Origin of the sequence: Mycobacterium sp. E796 (assembly GCF_001672815.1) — a bacterium.
In the GTDB taxonomy this organism is placed as follows: domain Bacteria; phylum Actinomycetota; class Actinomycetes; order Mycobacteriales; family Mycobacteriaceae; genus Mycobacterium.
In genome coordinates, this window is record NZ_LZKK01000162.1 from 19,354 (window position 1) to 42,023 (window position 22,670).

The 22,670-nt window shown below is 69.5% G+C and carries 20 protein-coding genes; 9 read left to right on the plus strand and 11 right to left on the minus strand.

Features of this window, described 5'->3' with window-relative positions; all coding sequences use genetic code 11:
- The first annotated feature begins 10 nt into the window (after positions 1–10).
- The gene (locus A5706_RS11710; protein ID WP_068130580.1) at positions 11–1,153 is read left to right on the plus strand and encodes an NDMA-dependent alcohol dehydrogenase; all 1,143 of its coding nucleotides are present in this window, start codon (positions 11–13) and stop codon (positions 1,151–1,153) included.
- A 12-nt stretch (positions 1,154–1,165) separates the two neighbouring features.
- Here A5706_RS11710 and A5706_RS32965 read toward each other — a convergent pair whose 3' ends face one another.
- Positions 1,166–1,627: an SRPBCC family protein gene (locus A5706_RS32965; RefSeq protein WP_068130507.1), complete on the minus strand. Its 462-nt coding sequence runs from the start codon at positions 1,625–1,627 to the stop codon at positions 1,166–1,168.
- A complete protein-coding gene (locus tag A5706_RS32970; protein ID WP_156767076.1) occupies positions 1,624–2,481 on the minus strand; it encodes a rhomboid family intramembrane serine protease in 858 nt (285 codons plus the stop codon). The genes A5706_RS32965 and A5706_RS32970 overlap by 4 nt, the downstream gene beginning before the upstream one ends.
- A 66-nt stretch (positions 2,482–2,547) precedes the next feature.
- Between A5706_RS32970 and A5706_RS11725 the strand changes: the two genes are divergently transcribed.
- The 3 genes from A5706_RS11725 (at position 2,548) to A5706_RS11735 (ending at position 8,393) form a co-directional block, all read left to right on the plus strand.
- Entirely contained in the window at positions 2,548–2,922 is a 375-nt protein-coding gene (locus tag A5706_RS11725) for a nuclear transport factor 2 family protein (RefSeq protein WP_068130511.1), read from the plus strand.
- A gap of 42 nt (positions 2,923–2,964) precedes the next feature.
- Positions 2,965–3,189: a hypothetical protein gene (locus A5706_RS11730; protein WP_068130514.1), complete on the plus strand. Its 225-nt coding sequence runs from the start codon at positions 2,965–2,967 to the stop codon at positions 3,187–3,189.
- A 371-nt stretch (positions 3,190–3,560) separates the two neighbouring features.
- Positions 3,561–8,393, plus strand: a complete 4,833-nt coding sequence (locus A5706_RS11735; protein ID WP_068130517.1) for a cation-translocating P-type ATPase — start codon at positions 3,561–3,563, stop codon at positions 8,391–8,393.
- A gap of 69 nt (positions 8,394–8,462) precedes the next feature.
- Here A5706_RS11735 and A5706_RS11740 read toward each other — a convergent pair whose 3' ends face one another.
- Both A5706_RS11740 and A5706_RS11745 read right to left on the minus strand, forming a co-directional pair.
- On the minus strand, positions 8,463–10,034 hold the full coding sequence (locus tag A5706_RS11740; protein WP_068130520.1) for an AMP-binding protein: 1,572 nt from the start codon (positions 10,032–10,034) through the stop codon (positions 8,463–8,465).
- Positions 10,031–10,921 (minus strand): SDR family NAD(P)-dependent oxidoreductase, encoded by an 891-nt coding sequence (locus A5706_RS11745; RefSeq protein ID WP_231985209.1) that lies wholly within the window; start codon positions 10,919–10,921, stop codon positions 10,031–10,033. Before A5706_RS11745 ends, A5706_RS11740 begins: the two co-directional genes overlap by 4 nt.
- 282 nt (positions 10,922–11,203) lie before the next feature.
- Here A5706_RS11745 and A5706_RS11750 point away from each other — a divergent pair, with 282 nt between their 5' ends.
- Positions 11,204–11,965, plus strand: coding sequence for a cutinase family protein (locus A5706_RS11750; protein WP_068130526.1), 762 nt, complete (start codon positions 11,204–11,206; stop codon positions 11,963–11,965).
- Positions 11,966–11,976: 11 nt separating this feature from the next.
- On the opposite strand, the gene A5706_RS11755 is transcribed toward A5706_RS11750, so the two are convergent.
- The 3 genes from A5706_RS11755 to A5706_RS11765 form a co-directional block, all read right to left on the minus strand.
- The gene (locus tag A5706_RS11755) at positions 11,977–13,353 is read right to left on the minus strand and encodes an aldehyde dehydrogenase (RefSeq protein WP_068130583.1); all 1,377 of its coding nucleotides are present in this window, start codon (positions 13,351–13,353) and stop codon (positions 11,977–11,979) included.
- 35 nt (positions 13,354–13,388) lie between these two features.
- A complete protein-coding gene (locus tag A5706_RS11760; RefSeq protein ID WP_068130529.1) occupies positions 13,389–14,477 on the minus strand; it encodes an AMP-binding protein in 1,089 nt (362 codons plus the stop codon).
- 115 nt (positions 14,478–14,592) lie between these two features.
- Positions 14,593–15,378, minus strand: a complete 786-nt coding sequence (locus tag A5706_RS11765; RefSeq protein WP_068130533.1) for an SDR family oxidoreductase — start codon at positions 15,376–15,378, stop codon at positions 14,593–14,595.
- Between the two features lie 136 nt (positions 15,379–15,514).
- On the opposite strand from A5706_RS11765, the gene A5706_RS11770 reads away from it, so the two are divergent.
- A complete protein-coding gene (locus A5706_RS11770) occupies positions 15,515–16,492 on the plus strand; it encodes an amidohydrolase family protein (protein WP_068130536.1) in 978 nt (325 codons plus the stop codon).
- Here the strand turns inward: A5706_RS11770 and A5706_RS11775 are convergent.
- Positions 16,489–17,424, minus strand: coding sequence for an oxygenase MpaB family protein (locus A5706_RS11775; RefSeq protein WP_068130588.1), 936 nt, complete (start codon positions 17,422–17,424; stop codon positions 16,489–16,491). The genes A5706_RS11770 and A5706_RS11775 overlap by 4 nt on opposite strands.
- Before the next feature lie 105 nt (positions 17,425–17,529).
- Between A5706_RS11775 and A5706_RS11780 the strand changes: the two genes are divergently transcribed.
- From A5706_RS11780 to A5706_RS11790, 3 genes are all read left to right on the plus strand, one after another.
- A complete protein-coding gene (locus tag A5706_RS11780; protein ID WP_068130539.1) occupies positions 17,530–18,123 on the plus strand; it encodes a TetR/AcrR family transcriptional regulator in 594 nt (197 codons plus the stop codon).
- A 53-nt stretch (positions 18,124–18,176) separates the two neighbouring features.
- Complete coding sequence (locus A5706_RS11785) at positions 18,177–19,553, plus strand: adenylate/guanylate cyclase domain-containing protein (protein ID WP_068130541.1); 1,377 nt, start codon at positions 18,177–18,179, stop codon at positions 19,551–19,553.
- Positions 19,554–19,666: 113 nt separating this feature from the next.
- The gene (locus A5706_RS11790; protein WP_068130543.1) at positions 19,667–20,413 is read left to right on the plus strand and encodes a class I SAM-dependent methyltransferase; all 747 of its coding nucleotides are present in this window, start codon (positions 19,667–19,669) and stop codon (positions 20,411–20,413) included.
- 3 nt (positions 20,414–20,416) lie between these two features.
- On the opposite strand, the gene A5706_RS11795 is transcribed toward A5706_RS11790, so the two are convergent.
- From A5706_RS11795 to A5706_RS11805, 3 genes are all read right to left on the minus strand, one after another.
- A complete protein-coding gene (locus A5706_RS11795; RefSeq protein ID WP_068130546.1) occupies positions 20,417–21,223 on the minus strand; it encodes an SDR family oxidoreductase in 807 nt (268 codons plus the stop codon).
- Between the two features lies 1 nt (position 21,224).
- On the minus strand, positions 21,225–21,677 hold the full coding sequence (locus tag A5706_RS11800; protein ID WP_068130549.1) for an SRPBCC family protein: 453 nt from the start codon (positions 21,675–21,677) through the stop codon (positions 21,225–21,227).
- Between the two features lie 242 nt (positions 21,678–21,919).
- Positions 21,920–22,612 (minus strand): SDR family oxidoreductase, encoded by a 693-nt coding sequence (locus A5706_RS11805; protein ID WP_068130550.1) that lies wholly within the window; start codon positions 22,610–22,612, stop codon positions 21,920–21,922.
- Positions 22,613–22,670 lie beyond the last annotated feature (58 nt).

Consider the following 22,670-nt stretch of genomic DNA (forward strand, 5'->3'; position numbering starts at 1 on the left):
TCGTGCCGCCGTGCTGCGCGGCGTCGGCGAGGACTGGGAGGTCCGCGAGATCGTTCTCGACCCGCCACGCAGCGGCGAGGTCCTGGTGCGGATGGCCGTGGCCGGCATCTGCCATTCCGATGACCATGTGTTCACCGGCGACGTGGTGCCCACTCCCGAGGTGCTGGCCGCGAGCGGTCAGCCCGCGCCGGACTGGTTCCCGCTGCTGGGTGGCCACGAGGGCGCCGGCGTCGTCGCGGAGGTCGGGCCGGGCGTGACATCGGTGCAACCCGGGGACCGCGTGGCGCTGTCGTTCATCCCCGCATGCGGCAGCTGCCGGTTCTGCGTCAACGGTCAAAGCTACATCTGCGATATCGGCGCGAGCCTGTTCGTGCGGGAGATGCCCACCGACGGAACATGCCGCCGCCACCTCGGCGACGAAAACCTTTTGGCGTACGGGCAATTGGGTACTTTCGCGGAATACGCGGTGCTGTCCGAGAGGTCCGTCATCAAGATCGACGACGCGATCCCCTTTCACGCCGCCTCACTGGTCTCCTGCGGTGTCAGCACCGGCTGGGGCTCCGCGACGGTCTCGGCGGGCACCGAGCCGGGCGACACCGTCGTCGTCATCGGCGCCGGCGGCGTCGGGATGAACGCCCTGCAGGGCGCTCGCGCGGTCGGCGCAAAATATGTGGTCGCGGTGGATCCCGTTGAATCCAAGCGGGATTCGGCCAAGATCTTCGGCGCCACGCACACCGCCGCCTCCGCGGCGGACGCAATCCCCTTGGTCAGAGAGATCACCGCCGGCCTGATGGCCGACCGCGTCGTCGTCTGCCCCGGCGTTGTGCACGTGGACCTGATCCCGTTGGCGATGGCGCTGCTCCGCAAGGGCGGGGTCTGCGTGCTCACCGGCATCACCCCGTACACCGAGCCCCCCACGCCCCTGGTCCTGCAGGAGATGACGCTGTCGGCGAAACAACTCCGGGGAGCCCTCTACGGCGGGATGAACCCGCGAACCAGCGTGCCGCTGCTGCTGTCGTTGTATCAGGCGGGCGCGTTGAAACTGGACGAACTGGTCACCCGCCACTACGGGCTCGACCAGATCAACGAGGCGTTCGCGGACCTGCGCGAGGGGCGCAACATTCGCGGGATCATCGATTTCGCCGGCGCCTGAAGTTCGCCCGGCTCAACCGGTTTCGAAGTGGCGCCGGATGCCGGCCAGCATCTCGGCATGCGCCTTGACGGCCTCCCGCGTCGTCATCGCGGCGAGCGGCCGGGGCGCGGCGATCCGGATCCGCTCGGTGACGCGGGTTCCGCCGTCGATCGGCGCGAAGCTCACCCTTCCGCGCAGGCGGACTCCCGGCGACTGATCGGCCTCGGTCGTCACCTCACCGTCCGTGCGGACGTGCAGCCGCGCCCGGTAGGTGATCCGCATGGTGAACGGCCCCAATGGAATCCGGTCCACCACCCGGTAGCTCTGCAGGTAGCCTTCCGGCGTTTCGTCGCGCGACGTCGCCTGCACCGACACGATCAGCGGATGCACGAGTTTGATGTTGTCCAGATCCACGTAGAAATCGCGGACGTCCTCGGGCGGCGCGGGCACTTCTTCGGACAGCTCGGTTTCGGCGTGCGCCGTCCACCAGCTCACAGGTACAACTCCGCCGCGAGAACTCCCGTGCGCCACCAGACCAACGCCGCGAACAGAACCGACACCAGGACGGTCACCGAGGCCTGGATCAGGTTGCGGCGTTTCATCGGCGCGTAAACGTAAGCCGCGGCAACCAATCCGCCGGTCACCAGCCCGCCCACGTGGCCCTGCCAGCTGATCCGTTCGGAACTGACGGCCGGAGCGACGAACGTGTAGAGCAAATTGATCACGATGACCGCGACGACCCAGCGCATGTCGAGGTTGAGCCGCTTCGCCACCACGAACGTGGCGCCGAAAAGGCCGAACACCGCGCCCGACGCGCCCGCCGTCGCCGTGTTCAGCGTGATCAGGTAGACCAGCACCGACCCGCCCAGCAGGCTCAGTGTGTACAGCGCGCCGAACCGCAACCGGCCGAGCAGCATTTCGAGCGGCGGGCCCACGACGTACAGGGCCCACATGTTCAGCAGCAGATGAGCGGCGCCGTAGTGCACGAACGCCGAGGTGACCAGCCGGTACAGCTGGCCGTCGGCGACGGCGGGTGGCCACAGCACGAGCTGACTTTGCAAGCCCCGCACCGACATCTGCAGCGCGAACACTCCCACGTTGATTGCGATCAGCGCGTAAGTGATCACCGGCGTGGCCGTCCGTTCCCGCCCACCGAATTGTGTGCGGGGCTGACGAATGCTTCGGGCACCCGCCTGCACGCATTCCACGCACTGGTGACCGACCGCGGCCGCGCGCATGCAGTCCGGGCAGATGTAGCGCTCGCAGCGGTTGCAGCGCAGATAGGTCTGGCGACCGGGGTGCCGGTAGCACGTCGGCGCTTCGGCCTCCGGTGGCCTGGGTGCAGTCATCGCACTATTCTCGCCGTTTCCCAGGTTGCCGCGGTGCCTTACTGTGTTTTCGTGAGGTCACCGAATGTGACTGAGGTCCGGGCCGGCGTCGTGGAGCGCTACCTGGAGTGCCTCGCCGCCCACGATTGGGACGGCCTCGCCGCCACCATCGCCGACGACGGACTGACCCGGGAGGGCCCGTTCTGTGATGTTGTCGAGGGCAAGCAGCACTACGTCGCCTACCTGCGCAAGGTGTGTACGACCCTCAAGGGTCACCGGCTGGAGGTGCAGCGGGTCTCACACGTGAACGATCGCCTTTCCTACGTCGAGTTGACCGAGGCGTTCGAGATCGACGGCGCAAGCGCGACGTGGCCCGAATGCATTCTTTTCGAGCGGAGCGACGACGGGCTGATCTCTCGCGTCAGCGTGTTCTTCAAGCAACGCTCGCCCGACACCGGCTAGAGGTCTATTCCCTCCCCCGCGGAATTGACCTACCGTGTTGGGATGGAGGAAGCAGGAACCCCGGAGTCGGTGCCGGTCGAGAAATTGCACTCGGGCGACCCGATCACCGATTGTGGTCAGCGGTACATAGTTCTCGAGTCGAAATCTCTCGGCGATAGTTGTGTGGTTCTCGAGCTGGAGTCCCGGGTGAACCATCAGTTGCAGGTCATCGAGAAGTCCTTCCCGGCCGGGTACCAGGTCGGCAGGGCGAATCACCGGATCTTGTAGACCTTTACCCAAGCCGAATGCGCGAGTAGCCGTCCGACGGCTACCGCGCATTTGTGTTTTCTGGCCGGCTGGTACGCCGGCCGTTCCCGAAACACCTTCTCCGCCAACCAGTTCGGCGCGACACCGCAACCGCGTCGTTCCGGCGACGTCTCCGCGAGATTTCTCCACCTCTGCGTGTTCTCCCATGTTTGGCCCGCCGCCAACCCGGTAACCTTTTGCCAGGAAGCAATTGCAACCCTGGCAACCGAGCGAGTCCGACGCGCCCCACTCGCTGGTGTAATCGCACGGCCGTCCATCCGAGCCACATGTGGACAGGCCGATGACACGCCAGGATCATTAGGCGCGGGTAGACGGGTTTGAAGGGTGACGGAATGAGGATTCCGGGTGTAGCCAGCGTCGTTGCTGGCGTGACCGGCGGAGCTGCGCAGGTGGTACGAGCCGGCGTCTCCACTGCGGCCGGCGCCGCGGGCGCGGTGCAGATGTTCGCCAGCCCGGTGATGGAATTGGCTAGCCCGGTGGTTTCGTCGATGGCCCACACGACCGGCCGGGCGATCGGCCTCGGCGCCGCGTCTAACGGCTCCTCCCCCAACGGTGTCGCCCCGCCGGTGCGCTGGCACAGCGGGCGCCGAGTGCATCTGGACCTGGATCCACTGCTGCCCTTCCCCAGCTGGCACGAACACGCGGCGGTGGTGGAGGAACCGGTTCGCAGGATTCCGGGCGTCGCCACGGCCCACGTCGAGGGCGCGCTGGGACGGCTCGTGGTCGAACTCGACGGCGACGCCAACGCCGACGCTGTCCTGGACGAAGTCCGGGACACGGTATGCAGCGTCGCCGCCGACCTGGCTTTCACCGGACCCAAGGCGATAAGCCGCACCGCGCCGTTCGCCGACCCGGGCAACCCGTTGGCAATTCTGGTCCCGTTCACCGCGGCGGCGATGGATGTCGCGGCCATCGGCGCCGCGGTGACCGGCTGGCTGGGCCGCCTGCCCGTCGCGCCGCGCAGCGCGCGCGCCGCGGCCGCCGTGCTCAATCACCAGCCGCGGGTGGTTGCCGTCCTGGAGTCGCGGCTGGGTCGCGTCGGCACCGACATCGCGCTGAGCGCCTCGACGGCCCTGGCCAACGGACTGACCCAGGCGGTGGGCACGCCGATGCTGGACCTGGCGCAACGCGGCCTGCAGATCTCGGAGGCGTCGGCCCACCGTCACCGCTGGCGGGAGCGGGAGCCCCAGCTGGCCTCGCCGGATCGACCCCAGGCCCCGGTGGTGCCCGTCATCTCGTCAGCCGGACCCGGCTCGCAGACCCCGCGCCACAACTGGGCCGCGGCGGCCGCCGGCGAGGTCTCCCACGTGATGGTCGGCGGGGCGATCGACGCCGCCATCGACACCGCCAAGGGTTCCATGGCCGGCCCGGTCGAGGAGTACGTCGATCAGGCCGCGAACGCCTCGCTGATCGCCGCGGCCGGCGCGCTGCTGGCCGGCGGCGGCACCGAAGACGCGGCCGGGGCGCTGCTGGCCGGCGTGCCGCGGGCCGCGCACGTGGGCCGTCAGACCTTCGCCGCCGTGCTGGGGCGCGGCCTCGCCAACGCCGGGCAACTGATCCTCGACCCCGGCGCGCTGCGCCGGCTGGATCGGGTCAAGGTGGTCGTCATCGACGGCGCGGCGCTGCGCGGCGACAACCGCGCGGTGCTGCAGGCCAGAGGAGACGTGCCCGGCTGGGACGAGGACCGGGTCTACGAAGTCGCCGACGCGCTGCTGCACGGCGAAGAGGCGCCCGACCCCGACCCCGACGAGTTGCCCGCCACCGGGGCGCGCCTGCGGTGGCTTCGGGCGCAGGAGCCGTCGGCGACGCCCGCCCAGGGCCTTGAACACGCCGACCTCATCGTTGACGGTGAACGCGTCGGCGGCGTCGACGTGGGATGGGAGGTCGACCCGTTCGCGATCCCGCTGCTGCAGACGGCCCACCGGACCGGGGCGCGGGTGGTGTTGCGCCACGTCGCCGGCACCGAGGACCTGACGGCCAGCGTCGCCGTGAGCCATCCGGCGGGCACGCCGCTGCTGCAGTTGGTCCGCGATCTGCGGACGGACCGCGGACCGGTGCTGCTGATCACCGCCGTGCACCGGGACTTCGCGTCCACCGATACCCTGGCGGCCCTGGCCATCGCCGACGTCGGCGTGGCGCTCGACGACCCGCAGGCCGCGACGCCGTGGACCGCCGACATCATCACCGGCACCGACCTCGCCGCGGCGGTGCGGATCCTCTCGACGCTGCCGGTGGCCCGGGAGGCCACCGAATCGTCGGTGCGCCTGGCCAAGGGCGGCAGCACGCTGGCCGGGTTGTTGCTGGTCACCGGCGAGCCCGGGACGGCCAACCCGTTGGCCCTGCAGCGTTGGCTCAACCCCGTCAACGCCGCCGCCGCGGCCGCGCTGGTCTCGGGCGTCTTCTCGGCCACCCGGGCGCTCCGGTTGCCGGACCCCACGCCGCAGCCGCTGACCGCGTGGCACGCCCTGGACCCCGAAATCGTCTACTCGCGGCTGGCCAGCCGCACGCGGCCGCTGGCCGTGGAGCCCGGGGAGGCGCCCTGGAGGCAGGTACTCGACGACCTCTCCTACAACCCGCTTGTCGCACCGCTGCGGGGCCCGGCCACCCAGATGGGGCGGCTGCTGTCCGCGACGCGGGCTGAACTCGCCGATCCGCTCACGCCGATCCTGGCGGTCGGCGCGGCGGCCTCGGCGATCGTCGGCAGCAACGTCGACGCGCTGTTGGTCGCGGGCGTGATGACGGCCAACGCGATCGCGGGCGGGGTGCAACGGCTGCGGGCGGAGGCCGCGGTCGCCGAGCTGTTCGCCGAGCAGGACCGGCACGCGCGGCGCGTCGTCCTCCCGACCGTGGCAACGGCGCGCCGCCGGCTCGAGACGGCCCGTTCCACCGAACGAACCGTGACCGTGAGCGCCAAGTCGCTGCGCCCGGGCGACATCATCGACCTGGCCGCCCCGGAGGTGGTGCCCGCCGACGCACGCCTATTGGTGGCCGAGGACCTCGAGGTCGACGAGTCCTTCCTCACCGGTGAGTCGCTGCCGGTGGACAAGCAAGTCGATCCCGTCGCCGTCGCGGACTCCGACCGGGCCAGCATGCTTTTCGAGGGCAGCACCATCGTCGCCGGCCGCGCCCGCGCGATCGTGGTGGCCACCGGCGCGGGCACCGCGGCGCAACGGGCGATGTCGGCGATCGCCGATGTCGAGTCGGCCGCCGGGGTGCAGGCGCGGTTGCGGGAATTGACCAGCAAGGTGCTTCCGCTGACGCTTGCCGGCGGCGCGGCGGTGACCGGTCTGGCCCTGGCGCACCAGGGTTCGCTGCGCCAAGCGGTCGCCGACGGCGTCGCGATCGCGGTGGCCGCCGTCCCGGAGGGCCTCCCGCTGGTGGCCACCCTGTCCCAGCTCGCCGCGGCCCAGCGGTTGTCGCGGCGTGGCGTGCTGGTCCGCACGCCACGCGCCGTAGAAGCCCTGGGCCGCGTCCAGACGGTGTGCTTCGACAAGACCGGCACCCTCACCGAGAACCGCCTGCGCCTCGTCCGGGTGGTGCCTCAGGAAACCAGCGCCGACGGCCCGTTCCCGGATCCGACCGAGCCGCGTGCGGCTGAGGTGCTGCGCACCGCCGCGCGCGCGTGCACCCAGCCGCACAACGGGCAGGGGCACGCGCACGCCACCGACGAGGCCATCCTGACGGCCGCCAATTCCCTTGATGGTCAAGCGGATTCGGAGTGGACCGTGCTCGCCGAGGTGCCGTTCGAGTCCAGTCGCGGCTACTCCGCCTCCATCGTCACCTCCACTGCAGCGACGGCGGAGCCGATGCTGATGGTCAAGGGCGCCCCCGAGGAGATCCTGCCGCGATGCCGGTTCGCCGAAGGCAACGGGGACCAAGACCATGCCGAGTCGTTGGTGTTGGGTCTCGCCGGGGAAGGGCTGCGCGTGTTGGCGGTGGCCCGGCGCAACTGGGACCGCGAGACCGCCGACGAGCACACCGACGCCGACGCCGTCGACGCCGCGGCGCACGACCTGGAACTGGTCGGCTTTGTCGGATTGGCGGACACCGCGCGCCCGTCGGCGCGGCCACTGATCGAGGCGCTGGTGCAGGCCGGACGCCGGGTCGTGCTGATCACCGGCGACCATCCCATCACCGCCCGGGCCATCGCGCGTCAGCTTGGGCTGCCGTCGGATGCGCGTGAGGCCACCGGGGCCGAACTGGCCGCGCTCGACGAGGACGCCCGCGCCAGACTCGCCGCCGACGTGCAGGTGTTCGCCCGCGTCAGCCCCGAGCAGAAGGTGCAGATCGTCGCGGCGTTGCAGCACAGCGGGCAGGCGGTCGCGATGGTCGGCGACGGGGCCAACGACGCCGCCGCGATCCGGATGGCCGACGTCGGCATCGGCGTCAGCGGACGCGGGTCGTCGGCCGCCCGCGGCGCCGCCGACATCGTCTTGACCGACAACGACCTCGGCGTCCTGCTCGACGCCCTGGTCGAAGGCCGCGGCATGTGGGGCGGGGTGCGCGACGCCGTCAGCATCCTGGTCGGCGGCAACGTGGGCGAGGTGCTCTTCACCATCATCGGGACCGCCCTGGGGACCGGCCGGGCGCCGGTCGGCACGCGTCAACTGCTGTTGGTGAACCTGCTCACCGACATGTTTCCCGCGCTGGCGGTGGCCGTCACGCCGCAGTACCCCCAACCAGAAGACGATGGGGACGGCTCCGACCGCGACGCCGAGGAAATGCAGCGGGCCTTCCAGCTGGCGGCGCTCTCCGAACCCGCGCCGTCGCTCGACGCGCCGCTCATGCGCCAGATCGTCACCCGCGGCGCCGTCACCGCTGCCGGCGCGACGGCCGCCTGGGCCATCGGGCGTTGGACTCCGGGCACCGAACGGCGCACGTCGACGATGGGTCTCACGGCGCTGGTGAGCACCCAGCTCGCGCAGACCCTGTTGACCCGTCGCCACAGCCCGCTGGTCCTGGCCACCGCCCTGGGCAGCGCGGGCGTGCTGGTCGCCATCGTGCAAACCCCGGGCGTCAGCCAGTTCTTCGGCTGCACACCCCTGGGGCCGGTCGCCTGGTCCGGCGTGATCGGTTCGACGGCGGGTGCCACCGCCGTGTCGGTGCTGGCACCCAACTGGCTGGCCAACCGGGTTGCCGCGCTGGAGCCCAAGGACAAGAAATAGACGACGTCGAAATCCGATATCGCGTGCGCTATCAAATTCGCGGGTCGGGTACGGGTCGGCAGACCGCGCCTAGGTCGACAGCTCCTTGCGCACCACCTTGCCCGCGGGGTTGCGGGGGATGCTCTCGACGACGTTGATGTCGCGCGGCTGCTCGAAGCGGGAAACCCTGCCCTTCAAGTAATCCCGCAACCCCTCCGGATCGAGGCTGCGCCCGGGGTGCGGGACCACGAAGGCGGCCAGCCGATGACCGAACTGTTCGTCGGGAACGCCGATGACCGCATTGTCGGCGATGTCGGGGTGCTCGGCGAGCGCGTTCTCGACCGCGCGCGGGTAAACGTTCTCTCCCCCGGAGATGATCATGTCGTCCTCGCGGCCGACGATGTAGAGCCGGCCGGAGTTGTCGAGATAGCCCATGTCGCCGGTGCTGGTCATGGTCCCGACGACAGCCTTGGCGCCGCCGTCCGTGTATCCCTCGCTCGCCAGCTCGCCGCCGACGAAGATGCGGCCGGTGACGCGCGAGCCGACGGGTCGGTCGTTTTTGTCGAAGATGCGCACCGGGCATCCGGCGACGGGTTTTCCGACGGTCTCGGGGGCCTCTCGCAGGTCGGCCGGCGTGGCCAGCGCGCCGATGCCGACTTCTGTTGAGCCGTAGCCGTTGTAGAGAATGTCGCCGTAGGCGTCCATGAACCGCTGCCCGAGGTTGGGATCCAGCCGGTCCCCACTGGACAGCACCACACGCAGGTAGGGCAACGGGTTTCGCGCCCGCACCCGCTCCGGCAGGTCCAGGATGCGCGCCAGCACGACCGGCACCGCGGTGAAGGCGTCGGCGCGATGCAGCGACGCCTGCGCGAGCGCGGCCTCGGCGTCGAAGTGTCGATTCGTCAGGACCGTCCCGCCGAGGGCCACGGTCAGCATCAGCATGCCGAGCCCCAACCCGTGAAACATCGGCATCGCCACCGAGATCCGCGAGCCGGTCCGCAACCCGGTGCGATCCAGGATCGTCACCCACACGCCCACCGCCGAACGCAGCTGCGGCGTGCGTGGCACACCCTTGGGCGTGCCGGTCGTACCCGACGTCAGCAGGATGATCCGGCCGGGTGCGGCCACGTCGGGTCTCGAAGGCCGCCAGCCTTCGTCGCGCGCACCGATCGCCGCCGGGTCGACGACGGCGACCGACTGATCCGCGGCGCGCACCCGTTCCGCGAACTCGTCGTCGGCGACCATGGTGGTGATCTTGTGCCCGCTCAGCGCGGCGGCCAGCGCGTCGGTGCGGAAATCCGTGTTGACGAGCACGACGTCGGCGCCGACGAGCGCGGCGGCGAAGAAGCCCTTGACGAAGCCCTGCCCGTTGCGGCACATCAGCCCGACGGCTCGACCGGGGCCGGCTCCGGCGCCGGACAACTCATGGGCAAGGGATTCCGTTTCCGAGCGCAGCTCGCGGTAGGTGAGCGCGCCGTCGTCGTCGATGATCGCGGCGCGGTCGGGCCACCGAGCCGCCGTGACCGCCAGCAGCGTGTAGGGATTCGTGCCGCTGCGGCGCGCCTCGCGAATCAGTCGCACCGTCGCAGCCGGCGAAGGCGGGCTGAGCAGTCGGGAGCGCAGCAGCGCGCGGAGCGCGGTGGCGACCACGCCGTCGGTCATCGTCCGGCCTTTTGGTCATCGGTGTTGGCGAAGAAGCGCCGGTGCCACAGCCGGGCCGCGCGATCGGCGGGCCCGGCCAGCAGCACCGAGGCCAGCTCGGCCGGCCACACCCACGGGGGTTCGTTGGTGCGGGGCCGCTCGATCACCGCCTTGGCGATCGCGTCGGCGGCCTCATCCGGGGACAGGCCGGGAAGCCGGCCCAGGATCGGTGTGGGTGCGATCATCCGGGTACGGACCAGCGCGAAGTAGACCGCCGTGACGTCCACGCCGTCGACGTGCAATTCCGGGGCGACGCTGCGCAGCCACCGGTCGAATGCGCCCTTGGAGGCCTGGTAGGCGCCCCACTGCGGGCCGGGCACGACGCGCACCCCGACGCTCGACACGTTCACGATGTGCCCGCCGCCGCGCTCGCGCATGGCCGGCAGCAGGCCCAGCAGCAGCCAGATCGGTCCGAGGTAGTTAATGCCGATGGTGCGCTGGAAGTCGTGGGGGCGGTCGTACTGATCATGCAGGCTGCGACGCAACGACTTGCCCGCGTTGCTCACCACGATGTCCACCGCGCCGTGCTCCTCGGTGACCCGCTTGGTCAGCTCGCTGACCGCGGACTCGTCGGTGAGGTCGGTCGGGTAGGCGACCGCCCGGCCGCCGCCGGCGTTGATGGCCGCCGCGATGTCCTCGAGCCTTTCCGCGGACCGCGCGACGATCAGGACCGTGGCTCCCGCGGCGGCCATCTTGCGGGCCGTCGCTTCGCCGATTCCATACGACGCGCCGGTCACCAAGACCGTCTTGCCGGAAACCGCGCCGCGCAGCCGGTCGGGATCGGAGACCCGCGCCGGATTTGCCAATCGATCGGTGGCTCGTGCCAGGGCCGCTTCGACGGCCTTCACAAGGGGCTTTACAAGGGGCTGAGGTATCACGTTCACGTTCACTGCCGCATTCACTCCGAATTGCGCGCGAGGTGCGGCGCTGGCTTGACCGTTTGCCTCGACTCGGACTACAGCAAGCAGACCACACCGGGGTATCGGCCCGCGCCCCGGCCCGGCAATCGGTGACTGTCGCGAATCGCTCGCCGGCGCGCCGTCGCGCGTCCGCCGGAGGTTTTACGGATCTGAAATAATTCGCCGGAAGATCACTGTTTAAGCAGGCATTCAGTTGGGCACAATTGCGGCATGATCGCACGTCACCTCCCTCGTTTCCTTGGTCCAGCAGTCGTCGCGGCGGCCGGCGTGAGCGCCTCGGTCCTCTCCGGCGCCCTCCCCATCGCCTCCGCCCAATGTCCCGACGTGCAGGTGGTGTTCGCCCGCGGCACCGGTGAGCCGCCCGGCCTTGGCGCGACCGGCCAGGCGTTCGCCGACACCCTCCGCTCGCGAGTCGGCGCAAGGTCCTTCGACATCTATCCGGTCAACTATCCCGCCAGCCAGGAGTGGGCGACGGGTCTCGACGGCATCAAGGACGCAGGCGCGCACGTGGTTTCGATGGCGCACGACTGCCCCAACACCAAGATGGTGCTCGGCGGCTTTTCCCAGGGCGCGGCGGTGATGGGGTTCGTCACCTCGTCCTCCGTGCCGGACGGGGTGGATCCCGCGACCGTACCGAAGCCGCTGGGTCCCGACGTGGCCAACCACGTCTCCTCGGTGGTGCTGTTCGGAACGCCGAACGTCCGGGCGATGAACTTCCTCAACCAGCCCCCGGTCTCGATCGGTCCGCTGTATCAGGGCAAAACCATCAAGGTGTGCGCCCCCGAGGACCCGGTGTGCTCCGACGGCATGAACTTCGCCGCTCACGATGCCTACGCCGATGACGGGGCGATGATCGACAAGGGCGTCGCCTTCGCGCTGAGCCGCCTCGGCGAGGGGCCAGCCGCCCCGGCGGGTCCCGCGGCGCCGACGACGGTCGTCGCGTCGCCGAACGGCGGGGGCTTCGGCAGCTGAGCGGACCGGGATTAGTCCCTGACAAATCCCTTGTTGCGCATCAGGAAATCGGCCAGAAACCCGTCGTGCGGGATTTCGGGGGCCGCGTAGAAGGTCGGGTGGTGCCCGGCGTAGACGTTGGCGACCGTCGGTTCGGCGAGCAGCTCGTCGACGAGCCGCTCGTCGTCGGTGATGGCGGTGACGACCAATGAATGCCGCAGCGGCGCGACGCCCGCGGCGCGCGACCACGGCGCCACCCACACGCACGGAAACGGCAACTCGGTGTTGAGCTTGTCGCTGAGCTGGCCGGAGCCGGGTTCCTCCAGCAGGTGCACCGCCGGGCGCAGCGCCGCGCAGCCCTCGCCGATCGGGGCGACCACCCGATCGGCGCTCAGCAGCGGCGTCGTTCCGGCGGCCTTGGCGGCCAGATAGGCCGCAAGCGCCCGCGCCTTTTCCAGTGGCTGGGTCGGCAGGATCGCGCGCTCGTCCTCGCTGGGCAGCGGCTCGATGGCGGCCAGCCGCTCGGCGATCGCGTGCGCCAACGGGGCGGGGTCGCCCTCGTAAAGCACCGCGGTGGCATTGACGCAGGCCATCCCGCCCAGGTTGGCGATCGAGTCGACGATGAGGTCGAGGCGGTCGCGCCAATCCCGGTCCGCCGCGATGAGGATCTTCGTACGACCGGGACCGTTCACCAGCACGGCGGGATCGTCGGCGTACTTGTCCACCACGTCCTGGCCGCCGTACACCATGGCCAGGTCGGCCGAGCGGATGATCTCGTCGGCGCCGCCGTGGTCGGTGGGCAGGTAGGCCGCGTCTTCGGGACGAAATCCCGCCTGGCGCAGGGCATTCACCAGCCGGTGGCCGGTCAGCGGCTCACGGCGCGACGGGCGCACCGCCACCCGGTATCCCAGCGCGAGCGCCTGGGGCCAGAGGGCGTGCACCCCCGGGCCGTTCCCGGCCGCATGCACCGCGAACACCTCCCCGCGCCGCGCCCACACCGCGCCGCCGCGGCGGATGCGCTCCTCGCGCCACTCGAGCGCGGCGCCGGCGGGCCGAGCCGCCCGCACCGCGTCGAAGGCCGAGGCGACGGCGTCGGCCACCCCCCGTGCCCCGGCCCGGGCGACCGCGATCGGCAGGCCGGAAATGCCACTGACCAGCCGCACGTACTCCTCGAAGTCCAGCCCGCCGATGACCGCGGTGGCAAACAGACCGGCCGCGTCGGCCAGCGCCGCTTCGCGTTGCCCGGCGGGCAGCGGTGCGGCCTTCCGCTGCGTGCCGATGGTGCGCGAAACATACAGCGGCGGAACGATGCTCAGCTCGGCAACGGGGGCGCCGGCGGTGCTCATGATGACCTCGCGGTTGCGGGTGCGATACTCGCCGCCGGGGCCAAGCGCGTCGATTTGCGCCAAATCGGTTGTGAGGCCGGATCTTTGCCCTCCCACGGTCAGTACACGCCTTCGATGACGGCCTCGCCCTCGAAGGTGGTGACGGGCCGCACCTCGCTGACGGAATCGCTGAGCTCGCCCGCCGGCCCCGGCATCCGGATGGCCAGGTCCCGCTCCAGGTTGTTGGGGATGAACATGCCCTTGCTGATGTGGTTCATCACCACCTGGCCTCGCTGTCCGTACGGCACTCGCTCTCCGGTCTCGGGGTCGACGACCCAGAACACGACATACGGTGTGCGCGGGTCGAAGACGAACGAGTCGTCGTCGGTCGTACGGGTGACCGCTTGGGAGAGCACCATGGTGCTGCCGAAGGCCATGGTGATGGTCGTTTCGGGGAAGATGTCGCGCAGCAGGTCGAGCGTGTCGGCATCCACGTGGGCACCGCTGAGCAGCAAATAGCGGACCTTGTCGTTGACCAGGTCGACCACCCGGTCGTCTCGGGCGATGGCCTCGAGTAGCGGCGGGGTGGTGTGCAGATTCGCGACGTTCTGGGTTTGCAGGACGAACACCGCCTGCTCGACGACGTGGTCGATGTAGGCGGCCACCTCGTCGGCCGCGTTGCGGGCCGCGAGCTTCTTCACCCAGCGGGGGTCGATGTCGATCGCGTGAAAGACCGCGCCCAGCCCTTGGGAGACCAAGCGGGAGAAGTAGCCGACCCCGTGCGGCCCGCTCGGCATCAGGCACAGGAAGCCCCGGTCCCGGACAAAGCCGCCGCCCGCGAAGTCCTCGGTTTGCCATTCGATGATCTGCGCGATCCAATCCGGCATCTGCACAGTGCGTTTCGGTGCGCCGGTGGTGCCACCGGACTCGAATATCTGGGGCAGCGGCGTGGGCGATCCATAACCGCGCGGAATGAGGTCCTCGACCGGCGTGACCCGCAACTCGTTGACGAGGTTGGGGAACAGGCGCAAGTCCGCAAAGCTTTTGACGTCGGTCAACGGGTCGAAGTCCAGCGTCTGGGCGGTTCGCAACCAGAAGCGGGAACCGGTGTCCTCGCCGAAGTGCCACGCCATGGCGGCGCGCAGGTACGCCTCGGGGTCGGCGACCGGAGCCGATCGGGGAACGTCCAACAGCGAAAAGTCGCCCATGCCGTCGATCCTGTCGCATCGCTGACCCGCCCGACAACCGTGCCGGAGCGCGCCGGGCATACGGGCGTTGAACGTTGCTCGATCCCGCGGCGAACTCTTTGTGACCGGCCGGTTTTCAGCCGTTGCGCGATTGAGCGACGGCCGCCACCATCGCCTCGTTCAGGGCGGCAAAGGTGTCCTGATAGACGCCGTCGCGTTCGGCGCAGCGGAACGGCCTGACACGCTCAACGATGATCTCGTCGGCCTCCGGTTGCGTCTGCAACAGCTTTATCGTCTCGGCGATGTACTCGTCCAAGGGCATCGCCCTGGGGTCGCTGGTGTCGAATCCCCGGCCGCGCTGCAGCTCCGTCTGCACGTGCGGCGGGATTATCTCGATCACCTGGACCGCGGTTCCACGGAGCTGGAAGCGGAGCGACTCGGTGTAGGAATGCAGCGCCGCTTTGGTGGCGCAATACGTCGGCGTCACGGCGCTGGGGACGAAGGCCAGGCCCGAGGTGACGTTGAGGATCGCGGCCCGCGGCTTCTTCAGCAGCGACGGCAGCAACGCCGCCGTCAGCCGGATCGGACCCAGCAGGTTGATGGCGACCGTCAGCTCGGCCACGCTGGGGCCGGTCGTGGTGAGGTTCTCGAAGCGCTGGACGCCGGCGTTGTTGACGACGACGTTGACGTCCCGGTAGTGGTCGGTCAGCTCGGTGGCGAACCGGCGGATGTCGGCGGGATCGCCCTGATCCAGCGACAACGTCCGAATGCCCGGGTTGGCCTTCGCGACGTCCTGCAGCAGGTCACGGCGCCGGCCGGCGATGACAACCGTATTGCCGAGTCGGTGAAACGCCTCGGCAAGGCCGCGACCGATTCCGCTGCCGCCTCCGGTTACCAGCACCGTGTTGCCCGTCATCTGCATGGCCGCTCCCCTCCTTCGGTTTCGTCTACCCCCTCACTTTCGTGCTTTCGGGGACCGATGGGTAGACCCCAGGGCGGATTGACGTGCAGACCGCGCAATACTGCACGTCATGCCCCACCACGGATGAGGGAGGCCGATGCGCTACATCGCGTTGGAGGAAGCGTTTTTCGTCACCGAACTGGCTGACCTGCAGCCGGCCCATCAACGACTGATGCAGCTGCTGAAACCCGAATTCGCCGAGCGGTACGAACGCCGGCTGCCCGACTTCACCGACTACCGGCTGGCGGAGATGGACGAGGCCGGCATCGACATGCAGGTCTTATCGCTGACATCCCCGGGCCTGCAGGTCGACATCGACGCCGAGCGGGCGCGCACCAACGCCCGGTTCGCCAACGACCACCTGGCCAAAATCATTGCCCAGCATCCCGATCGGTTCCGCGGCTTCGCCGCCTTGCCGCTACAGGACCCGGCCGCCGCGGCGGCGGAGCTGGAGCGCGCCGTCACCGAGGACGGGTTGTGCGGTGCACTGGTCAACGATTGCATCTGCGGGCCCGGCGGGCGGTATCTGGACGCGCCCGAATACGACGAGTTGTGGTCCGCCGTGGAATCCCTTGGGGTGCCGATGTATTTGCACCCGGGCGCACCGCCGGCGGATCGCTGGCGCGTGATCGACGGGCGCCCGGAACTGTACGGGGCGACCTGGAGCTGGGCCGCCGAGGTCAGCGGGCACGCGCTGCGGCTGGTGTTCGGCGGGGTGTTCGACCGGCATCCAGGAGCGACGCTGATCCTGGGGCACATGGGTGAGTTCCTGCCGTTTCAGCGCAGCCGGCTGGACTCCCGCTACGCGACGATCGAGACGACGACTCCGTTGCAGCGCCCGCCGTCGGCGTACCTCGGCACCAACATCGTCTTCACCAACAGCGGGGTGTTCTCCCCGGCGGTGATGCTGGGAGCGGTGCTGGAGGTCGGCGCCGACGCCGTGATGTTCTCGGTCGACTATCCCTACGAGTCGTCGCGGGAGGCGGTGCAGGGATTCGAGCGGACGACGCTGTCCGCGGGCGACCGGGAGAAGATCGCCCACGGCAACGCCGAACGGCTGCTGCGCATCCGTTAAGCCGCCCGGTTGTGCAGCTTGCGCGGGTCGACGCCCGCGCGGCGCCACGCCGCGGCCGCCCACGGCAGGTAGATGAACGACACGGGCAGCCGGTTGATCAGCGGATTGAGTGCGCGCACCGCGGCGGCGAACCGCTGAAATCGCTTCTCCTTCTTGGCATCCCACTGCAGCCGGCATACCTCGCGCATCTGCTGCGGCAGGGTGCCGACGAGCACCAGTCGGGTGTAGGCGTTGATCGGCGCGGACAACACCTTCCAGACCGGCTTGGGAATCCAGCGCGGGCCCGGGATCCCTTTGCGGATGTATCCCGTGCCGTACAGGACGGTCTTGTGCGGGACGAACCGCTCGAGCATCTCGTTCCAGTAGGCGACGAACTCGTCGTATGTCTGCGGCTGGCCGCGGTCGCTCACCCCGTAGAGGCCGTACCAGACCTTTCCCTCGTTGAAGATCTGCTCCTTCTCCGCGCGGGACAACCGGCGGATGAACGTGTCGGCCGTGTAGATGACCTGATCGACGAACGTGGCGTGCGCCCAATAGAACAGTTCCGGATTGAGCGCGTGATATCTCGAGCCGTCGCTGATGGTGCCCTTGATCGGCTTGTGGAAGTCGCGGACCTTGCGGCCCCACTCGTGCGGGTCGGCGGAGTAGACGGTCTTCATCAGGGGCGGCGCCGTCCGCTTGGCCCGGCCCAACGTGTCGCTGAAGATCACCGAGTGATCGAGCACGCCCTGGGCCAGCTGCTCGATGCAGTTCTCCACGCCGGCCGTGCGCTGAAACCCGAAGAACTGGGTGCGGTGATCCCCGTAGAACTTCCACGTCAACGACTCGGGCCCGAGCCGGGGGGCCGAACCGTCGACTGCGTCGTCGACCGGCATGGGGACGGCTTCGCGAACACCGGCGTCGAAACCCTGGTCGGCCCGTTGCGCCGTCATCGAATCCTCCTGCCCGACACGCTGGGTGTGCAACAGAGAAACAAATACGTATCTTTGTGTCAGAGTAACAGCGTCGCGTCGAGATCGCCGTGAGGGTCGTGATCCATGCAGAACCGCAGCCTTGCCGGCACTCTCGGCGAAGCGATCGACGTCGACCGCACCATCCTGGACACCGCGCGAACGGTCTTCGAGACCTACGGCGTGCGCCGGGCCAACATCGAAGACGTCGCGGCCCGCGCCGGGGTCAGCCGCAGCACCATCTACCGGCGCTTTCCGACCAAGGACGACCTGTTCGAACACGTGGTGCGGCGCGAGGCCGAAACCTTCTTCAGCACGCTCCACCGCGCGACCGAGGGCTGCACCCCGCAAGAGGCCGTGATCGAGGCGTTCGCGCTCGGGGTGCGGCTCGTCGGCGACTCCCCCCTCTATTCGCGGATCGTCGAAAGCGAGCCCGAGTTGCTCGGCCTGTTTTCCCGGTCCCATGTCTTCCCGATTCGCCAATTCGCCGACGGGATCGCGCACACGCTGCGGCGTTGCGGGGCCGACATCCCCGACGCCGACCTGGCCGACATCGCCGACGTCCTGCTGCGCGTCGCCCTGGGCATCATCGTGTTCCCCACCGACCGCCTCGACACCTCGGACCAGGCGGCCGTGCGCGACTACGCCGCCCGCTACCTGGTCCCGATCATCGGCCGCTAGCGGGGCCCGTGCTTGTCTCGGACTTGTCACAGCCCTGCACTAGCCTTTAAACCGTGGCTGGGTTTCCTGGGACACCACGAACCCGGTACGCCAGTTGCGGCGACACGGACATCGCCTACCAGGTGTTCGGCGACGGCCCGATCGACCTGCTGCTGCTTCCGGGGCCCTCGATTCCGATCGACTCGGTCGACGCCGAGCCGTCGATGTTCCGCTTCCATCGACGGCTGGCGGCATTCGCCCGGGTGATCCGGCTCGACCAGCGCGGCATCGGGCTCTCGTCCCGCGTGCCCTCGATCGACGAGATCGGGCCGCAGTTCTGGGCGAAGGACGTCGTCGCGGTGATGAGCGCGGTGGGATGCGAGCGGGCCGCGATCGTGGCGCCGAGCTTCACCTCGATGACCGGGCTGACGCTGGCGGCCGAGTACCCGGAACGGGTGAGCAGCCTGGTGATCATCAACGGCGCGGCTCGCACCCTGTACGCCCCCGACTATCCGATGGGCGCCGAGATCGAGGACCTCGACCCGTACACCACCCTCGCGATAGACCCGGACGCCGTCGAGCAGGGCTTCGACATGCTCGGCATGATCGCGCCCAGCGTCGCGCGCGACGACGCCTTCCGGGCCTGGTGGGACGCCGCCGGCAACCGCGCCGCATCGCCGAGCATGGCCCGCGCGATGATCCTGGCCATCCGCCAGGCCGACGTGCGCGACGCGCTGCCGCGCATCACCGCGCCGACGCTGATCCTGCATCGCGTCGACTCCGAGTTCACCCCGGTGGCGCACGGCCGGTACCTGGCCGACAACATCGCCGGTTCGCGCTTCGTGGAGCTACCGGGTGAAGACACCCTGTACTGGGTCGGCGAGACCGCCACGATGCTCGACGAGATCGAGGAGTTCATCACCGGGATGCGGGGCGGTTCGGAAGCCGAGCGCCTGCTGACCACCATCGTGTTCACCGACATCGTCGGCTCGACCGAGCGGGCCGCGCTGCTGGGCGACGGCCGCTGGCGCGACCTGCTGGACAACCACGACACCATCATTCGGCACGAATTGCAGCGGTTCGGTGGGCGTGAGGTCAACACCGCCGGCGACGGGTTCGTCGCCACCTTCTCCAGCCCCAGCGCCGCGCTCGCCTGCGCCGACGACATCGTCGACGCGGTGCGGGTGCTGGGCATCGAGGTGCGGGTGGGCATTCACGCCGGCGAGGTCGAGGTGCGCGGGTCGGACGTCGCCGGGATGGCGGTCCACATCGGTGCGCGGGTCGCAGCGCACGCCGAAGCCAGCGAGGTGCTGGTGTCCTCGACCGTGCGCGACATCGTCACCGGCTCGCGGCACAGGTTCGCCGACCGCGGCGCGGGCGAGCTCAGAGGCGTGCCGGGTCGGTGGCAGCTCTGTGCCCTGGTGCGCGAGCGCACCTCGGTTCGGCGGTAACGAAACCCACATCGCGAGCGGTCGAGGCGCCCCCGGGCTCGGCGTAGGCTCGCCAGCGAGCCCCGAATTCGATTCCCGCTGCAGGGCTTTGATTAGTGATCGAAGGAGTACGCGTGACCGACGTGCACGTCTCGCTGCCGCCCGCGCTGCGCCGCGCGCTGGATCTACTCGCCGATCCGCCCGCGGACCCGGACGTCAGCAGGGGCTACCTGGACCTGCTCGGCGCCGGATCGGCCGAGGACGACGCCGTCCCGAAGAACACCGGCCCGATCCAGGCGGCCTGGGCGTCACCCATCGGGTCGATGCTGTACGACAACGCACAAGCCCTGTCGCGCCGGCTGATCAGCGCGTGGCAACTGCCGATCGACTGGTTGAGCATCCCGCCGGGCGGTGTGGCGCTCGACGTCGGCTCGGGCCCGGGCAACGTCACCGCGTCGCTGGCGCGTGCGGCCGGCCCCGAGGGGCTCGCCCTGGGTATCGACATCTCCGAGGCGATGCTGGCCCGCGCCGTCCGCAACGAAGCCGGGCCGCAGGTCGGCTTCATCAAGGCCGATGCGCAACGACTTCCGCTGCGCGACAACACCATTGACGCGGTGGTTTCGACGGCCGTGCTGCAGCTGGTTCCGAATCCGGCGGCGGCGCTGGCCGAGATGGCCCGGGTGTTGCGGCCGGGCGCCCGACTGGCCATCATGGTGCCCACCGTCGGGCAGGCCGCCAGGTTTTGGCAAAAGCTGCCGAACGTGGGGGCGCACGTGTTCGACGACGACGAAATCGGCGACATCTTGGAAGACAACGGATTCGCCAGCGTACGGGTCAAGAACTACGGCACGTTCCAGTGGGTGCGCGGCAAGAACGGCTGATTCTCAGCTTCGTTTGAAGGCCGGGTGGCCACGCCTCAGGACCGGCAGCAGCAGCTCGGGGGGCGCGACCCGGATTAAGGCCGACGCCACCCGGTTCACGCGGCCCGGCACGACGACGGCCTTGCCGGCCGCGAGCCCGTCGATTCCGGCCTGGGCCACCTTGTCGGCGGGCACCCACATCACCCGCGGCAGGGCCGATTCGGCCTCCTCCTTGGAGAAACCGGCCGCCTCGCCGAATCCGGTGTCCACCGGCCCCGGGCACAGCGCCGTCGCGCCGACCCCGGTGCCGCGCAACTCACCGCGCAGGCTGTGGGTGTAGGACAACACGAACGCCTTGGCGGCGCCGTACGCCGCCTGGCCCGGCAGCGGACCGAACCCGGCAACCGATGCCACGTTCAGCACGGCGCCGCGACGGCGCTCGACCATTCCGGGCAGGAACCGGCTGCACAGGTCCACCACCGCGGCGACGTCGACCTCGACGAGGTTGAGTTCTTGCTCAGGAACGGATTTCGCCACCAGGCCCAGCGTCGAGAGGCCGGCGTTGTTGACCAGGATGTCCGGGATCAGACCGAGGGCCGCGATGCGGTCTGGCAGGGCAGCCCGTTCGCTTCGATCGGACAGGTTGGCCGGCAGCGGGTGCGCCTGCGCGCCCAACCGCGCGGCCAGCGCCTCAAGACGGTCGACGCTGCGGGCCACCAGCACCACCTGATAGCCGCGCCGCGCGAGTATCCCGGCGAACTGTTCGCCGATGCCCGACGAAGCGCCGGTGACGATCGCGGCGCTGTCGGCGTCCGGCGGCGGGAGGGCCATGTCAGCCCTCGCTTGCCTGGGCGAGCGTGGCGAGCCGGTCGATCGACTCGCGCAGCATGTCGGATGTTATCGAGCTCGCCCTCTCGATCCGGGTGCGGTCGGTCAGCTCCGTCCAGTCGTAGGTGTGCGTCACGCTGGTGAGGGTCGCGTTGATCGGCTGCAGTTCCCAGCGCCACAGGTGGCCAGGCGGCAGCTTCTTGGGCTCTGCTGGGCGCCAGGCAATTTTCGTGCCTTCGATGAACTCCACCACGTGGTTCTCCCGCACGGCGCCGTTGGTCAGCGTCATCTTGAACACGGCGCCGACCTGGCGGACCCGTTGGCCGGGGGCGGCCGAGGCGAGGTTGTTGTTACCGTCCCAGCTCGGCTGCTGAGCGGGATCGGCGATCAGTTCGAAAATCCGCTCGGCGCTCGCCGAGATCACGCGGGTGGCGCTCACGATGCGTTCCGGTTCCATGTCGCCATCCAAACATGCCCGCCCGGGCGGGGCGGATGTGACTTTCGGCCGGCCGCCTTCGGGACCTTCGGCCGTCGTGGCGCGCGCGGTCGGGCTGGCATCGTGATCGGTGCCGGGGCAACCCGGTGGCCTGTCCGAAGTGCAGCAAGCCCATTTTTGGGTGAGGCCCCCACGGCCTGCTTGACCCACCGTCACAAGACGGGGATCTGCCTTCGGACAGGCCATTTACACGCCCGCCTCGGTTAGCCGACCCGGAGCGCCTCGACCGGTCCGGACAGCGCGGACTTCATGTAACGGGTGTCGTCGTCGGCCAGCACCTCTGCGTCGCCCCGCTCGATACCGTCGACGATCTGCCGCGCGACGTCGCGAGGGTCATTCTTCGGCGCGTCGAAGCCGGCGGCCATGTCGGTGTCGGTGAAGCTCAGGTGTGCGCCGGTGACCAGGGTGCCCTGCTTTTCCAGCTCGATGCGCAGCGAGTTCGTCGCCGCCCACAGGGCCGCCTTGGAGTCGCCGTAGCCGCCGAAGCCCGCGACCCAGGACAGGATCGAAAGGGTGTTGACCAGGGCTCCGCCGCCGTTGTCGGCCAGGATCGGGGCGAACGCCTTGGCGACCCGAAGGGCGCCGAAGTAGTTCGTCTCGAACACCTCGCGCACCTCGTCGATGTCGCTGCCGAGCAACTTCGACGCACCGATGATTCCGGCGTTGTTGATGACGATGTCGGCGTCGGACGCCGTGGCAGCCAGCGCCGCAACGGAATCCGGCTTGGTGACGTCCAGCTCGAGGGCGACGACCCGCGGGTCCTCGCTGGGTTTGGGCGCCCTCGCCGTGGCATACACCTTCGCCGCGCCCCGCTGCAGGAACTCCTCGACGATGGCCTTGCCAAGCCCGCGCTGCCCGCCGGTTACCACGACCGTCGACCCATTGATGTTAACCATGATGCGTACTCCTTGACGTAGTTGAAAGCGTTTTGCCTCTGTCACCATAGTTGACGAT

Coding starts and splice junctions, on each gene's coding strand:
- A5706_RS11760 (WP_068130529.1), bottom strand. CDS start 14,477: ATGGGCGACTTTTCGCTGTTGGACGTTCCCCGATCGGCTCCGGTCGCC.
- A5706_RS11795 (WP_068130546.1), bottom strand. CDS start 21,223: ATGGCCCTCCCGCCGCCGGACGCCGACAGCGCCGCGATCGTCACCGGC.
- A5706_RS11750 (WP_068130526.1), top strand. CDS start 11,204: ATGATCGCACGTCACCTCCCTCGTTTCCTTGGTCCAGCAGTCGTCGCG.
- A5706_RS11775 (WP_068130588.1), bottom strand. CDS start 17,424: ATGACGGCGCAACGGGCCGACCAGGGTTTCGACGCCGGTGTTCGCGAA.
- A5706_RS32970 (WP_156767076.1), bottom strand. CDS start 2,481: ATGACTGCACCCAGGCCACCGGAGGCCGAAGCGCCGACGTGCTACCGG.
- A5706_RS11800 (WP_068130549.1), bottom strand. CDS start 21,677: ATGGAACCGGAACGCATCGTGAGCGCCACCCGCGTGATCTCGGCGAGC.
- A5706_RS11780 (WP_068130539.1), top strand. CDS start 17,530: ATGCAGAACCGCAGCCTTGCCGGCACTCTCGGCGAAGCGATCGACGTC.
- A5706_RS11740 (WP_068130520.1), bottom strand. CDS start 10,034: ATGACCGACGGCGTGGTCGCCACCGCGCTCCGCGCGCTGCTGCGCTCC.
- A5706_RS11805 (WP_068130550.1), bottom strand. CDS start 22,612: ATGGTTAACATCAATGGGTCGACGGTCGTGGTAACCGGCGGGCAGCGC.
- A5706_RS11730 (WP_068130514.1), top strand. CDS start 2,965: ATGGAGGAAGCAGGAACCCCGGAGTCGGTGCCGGTCGAGAAATTGCAC.
- A5706_RS11770 (WP_068130536.1), top strand. CDS start 15,515: ATGCGCTACATCGCGTTGGAGGAAGCGTTTTTCGTCACCGAACTGGCT.
- A5706_RS11735 (WP_068130517.1), top strand. CDS start 3,561: ATGAGGATTCCGGGTGTAGCCAGCGTCGTTGCTGGCGTGACCGGCGGA.
- A5706_RS11765 (WP_068130533.1), bottom strand. CDS start 15,378: ATGCAGATGACGGGCAACACGGTGCTGGTAACCGGAGGCGGCAGCGGA.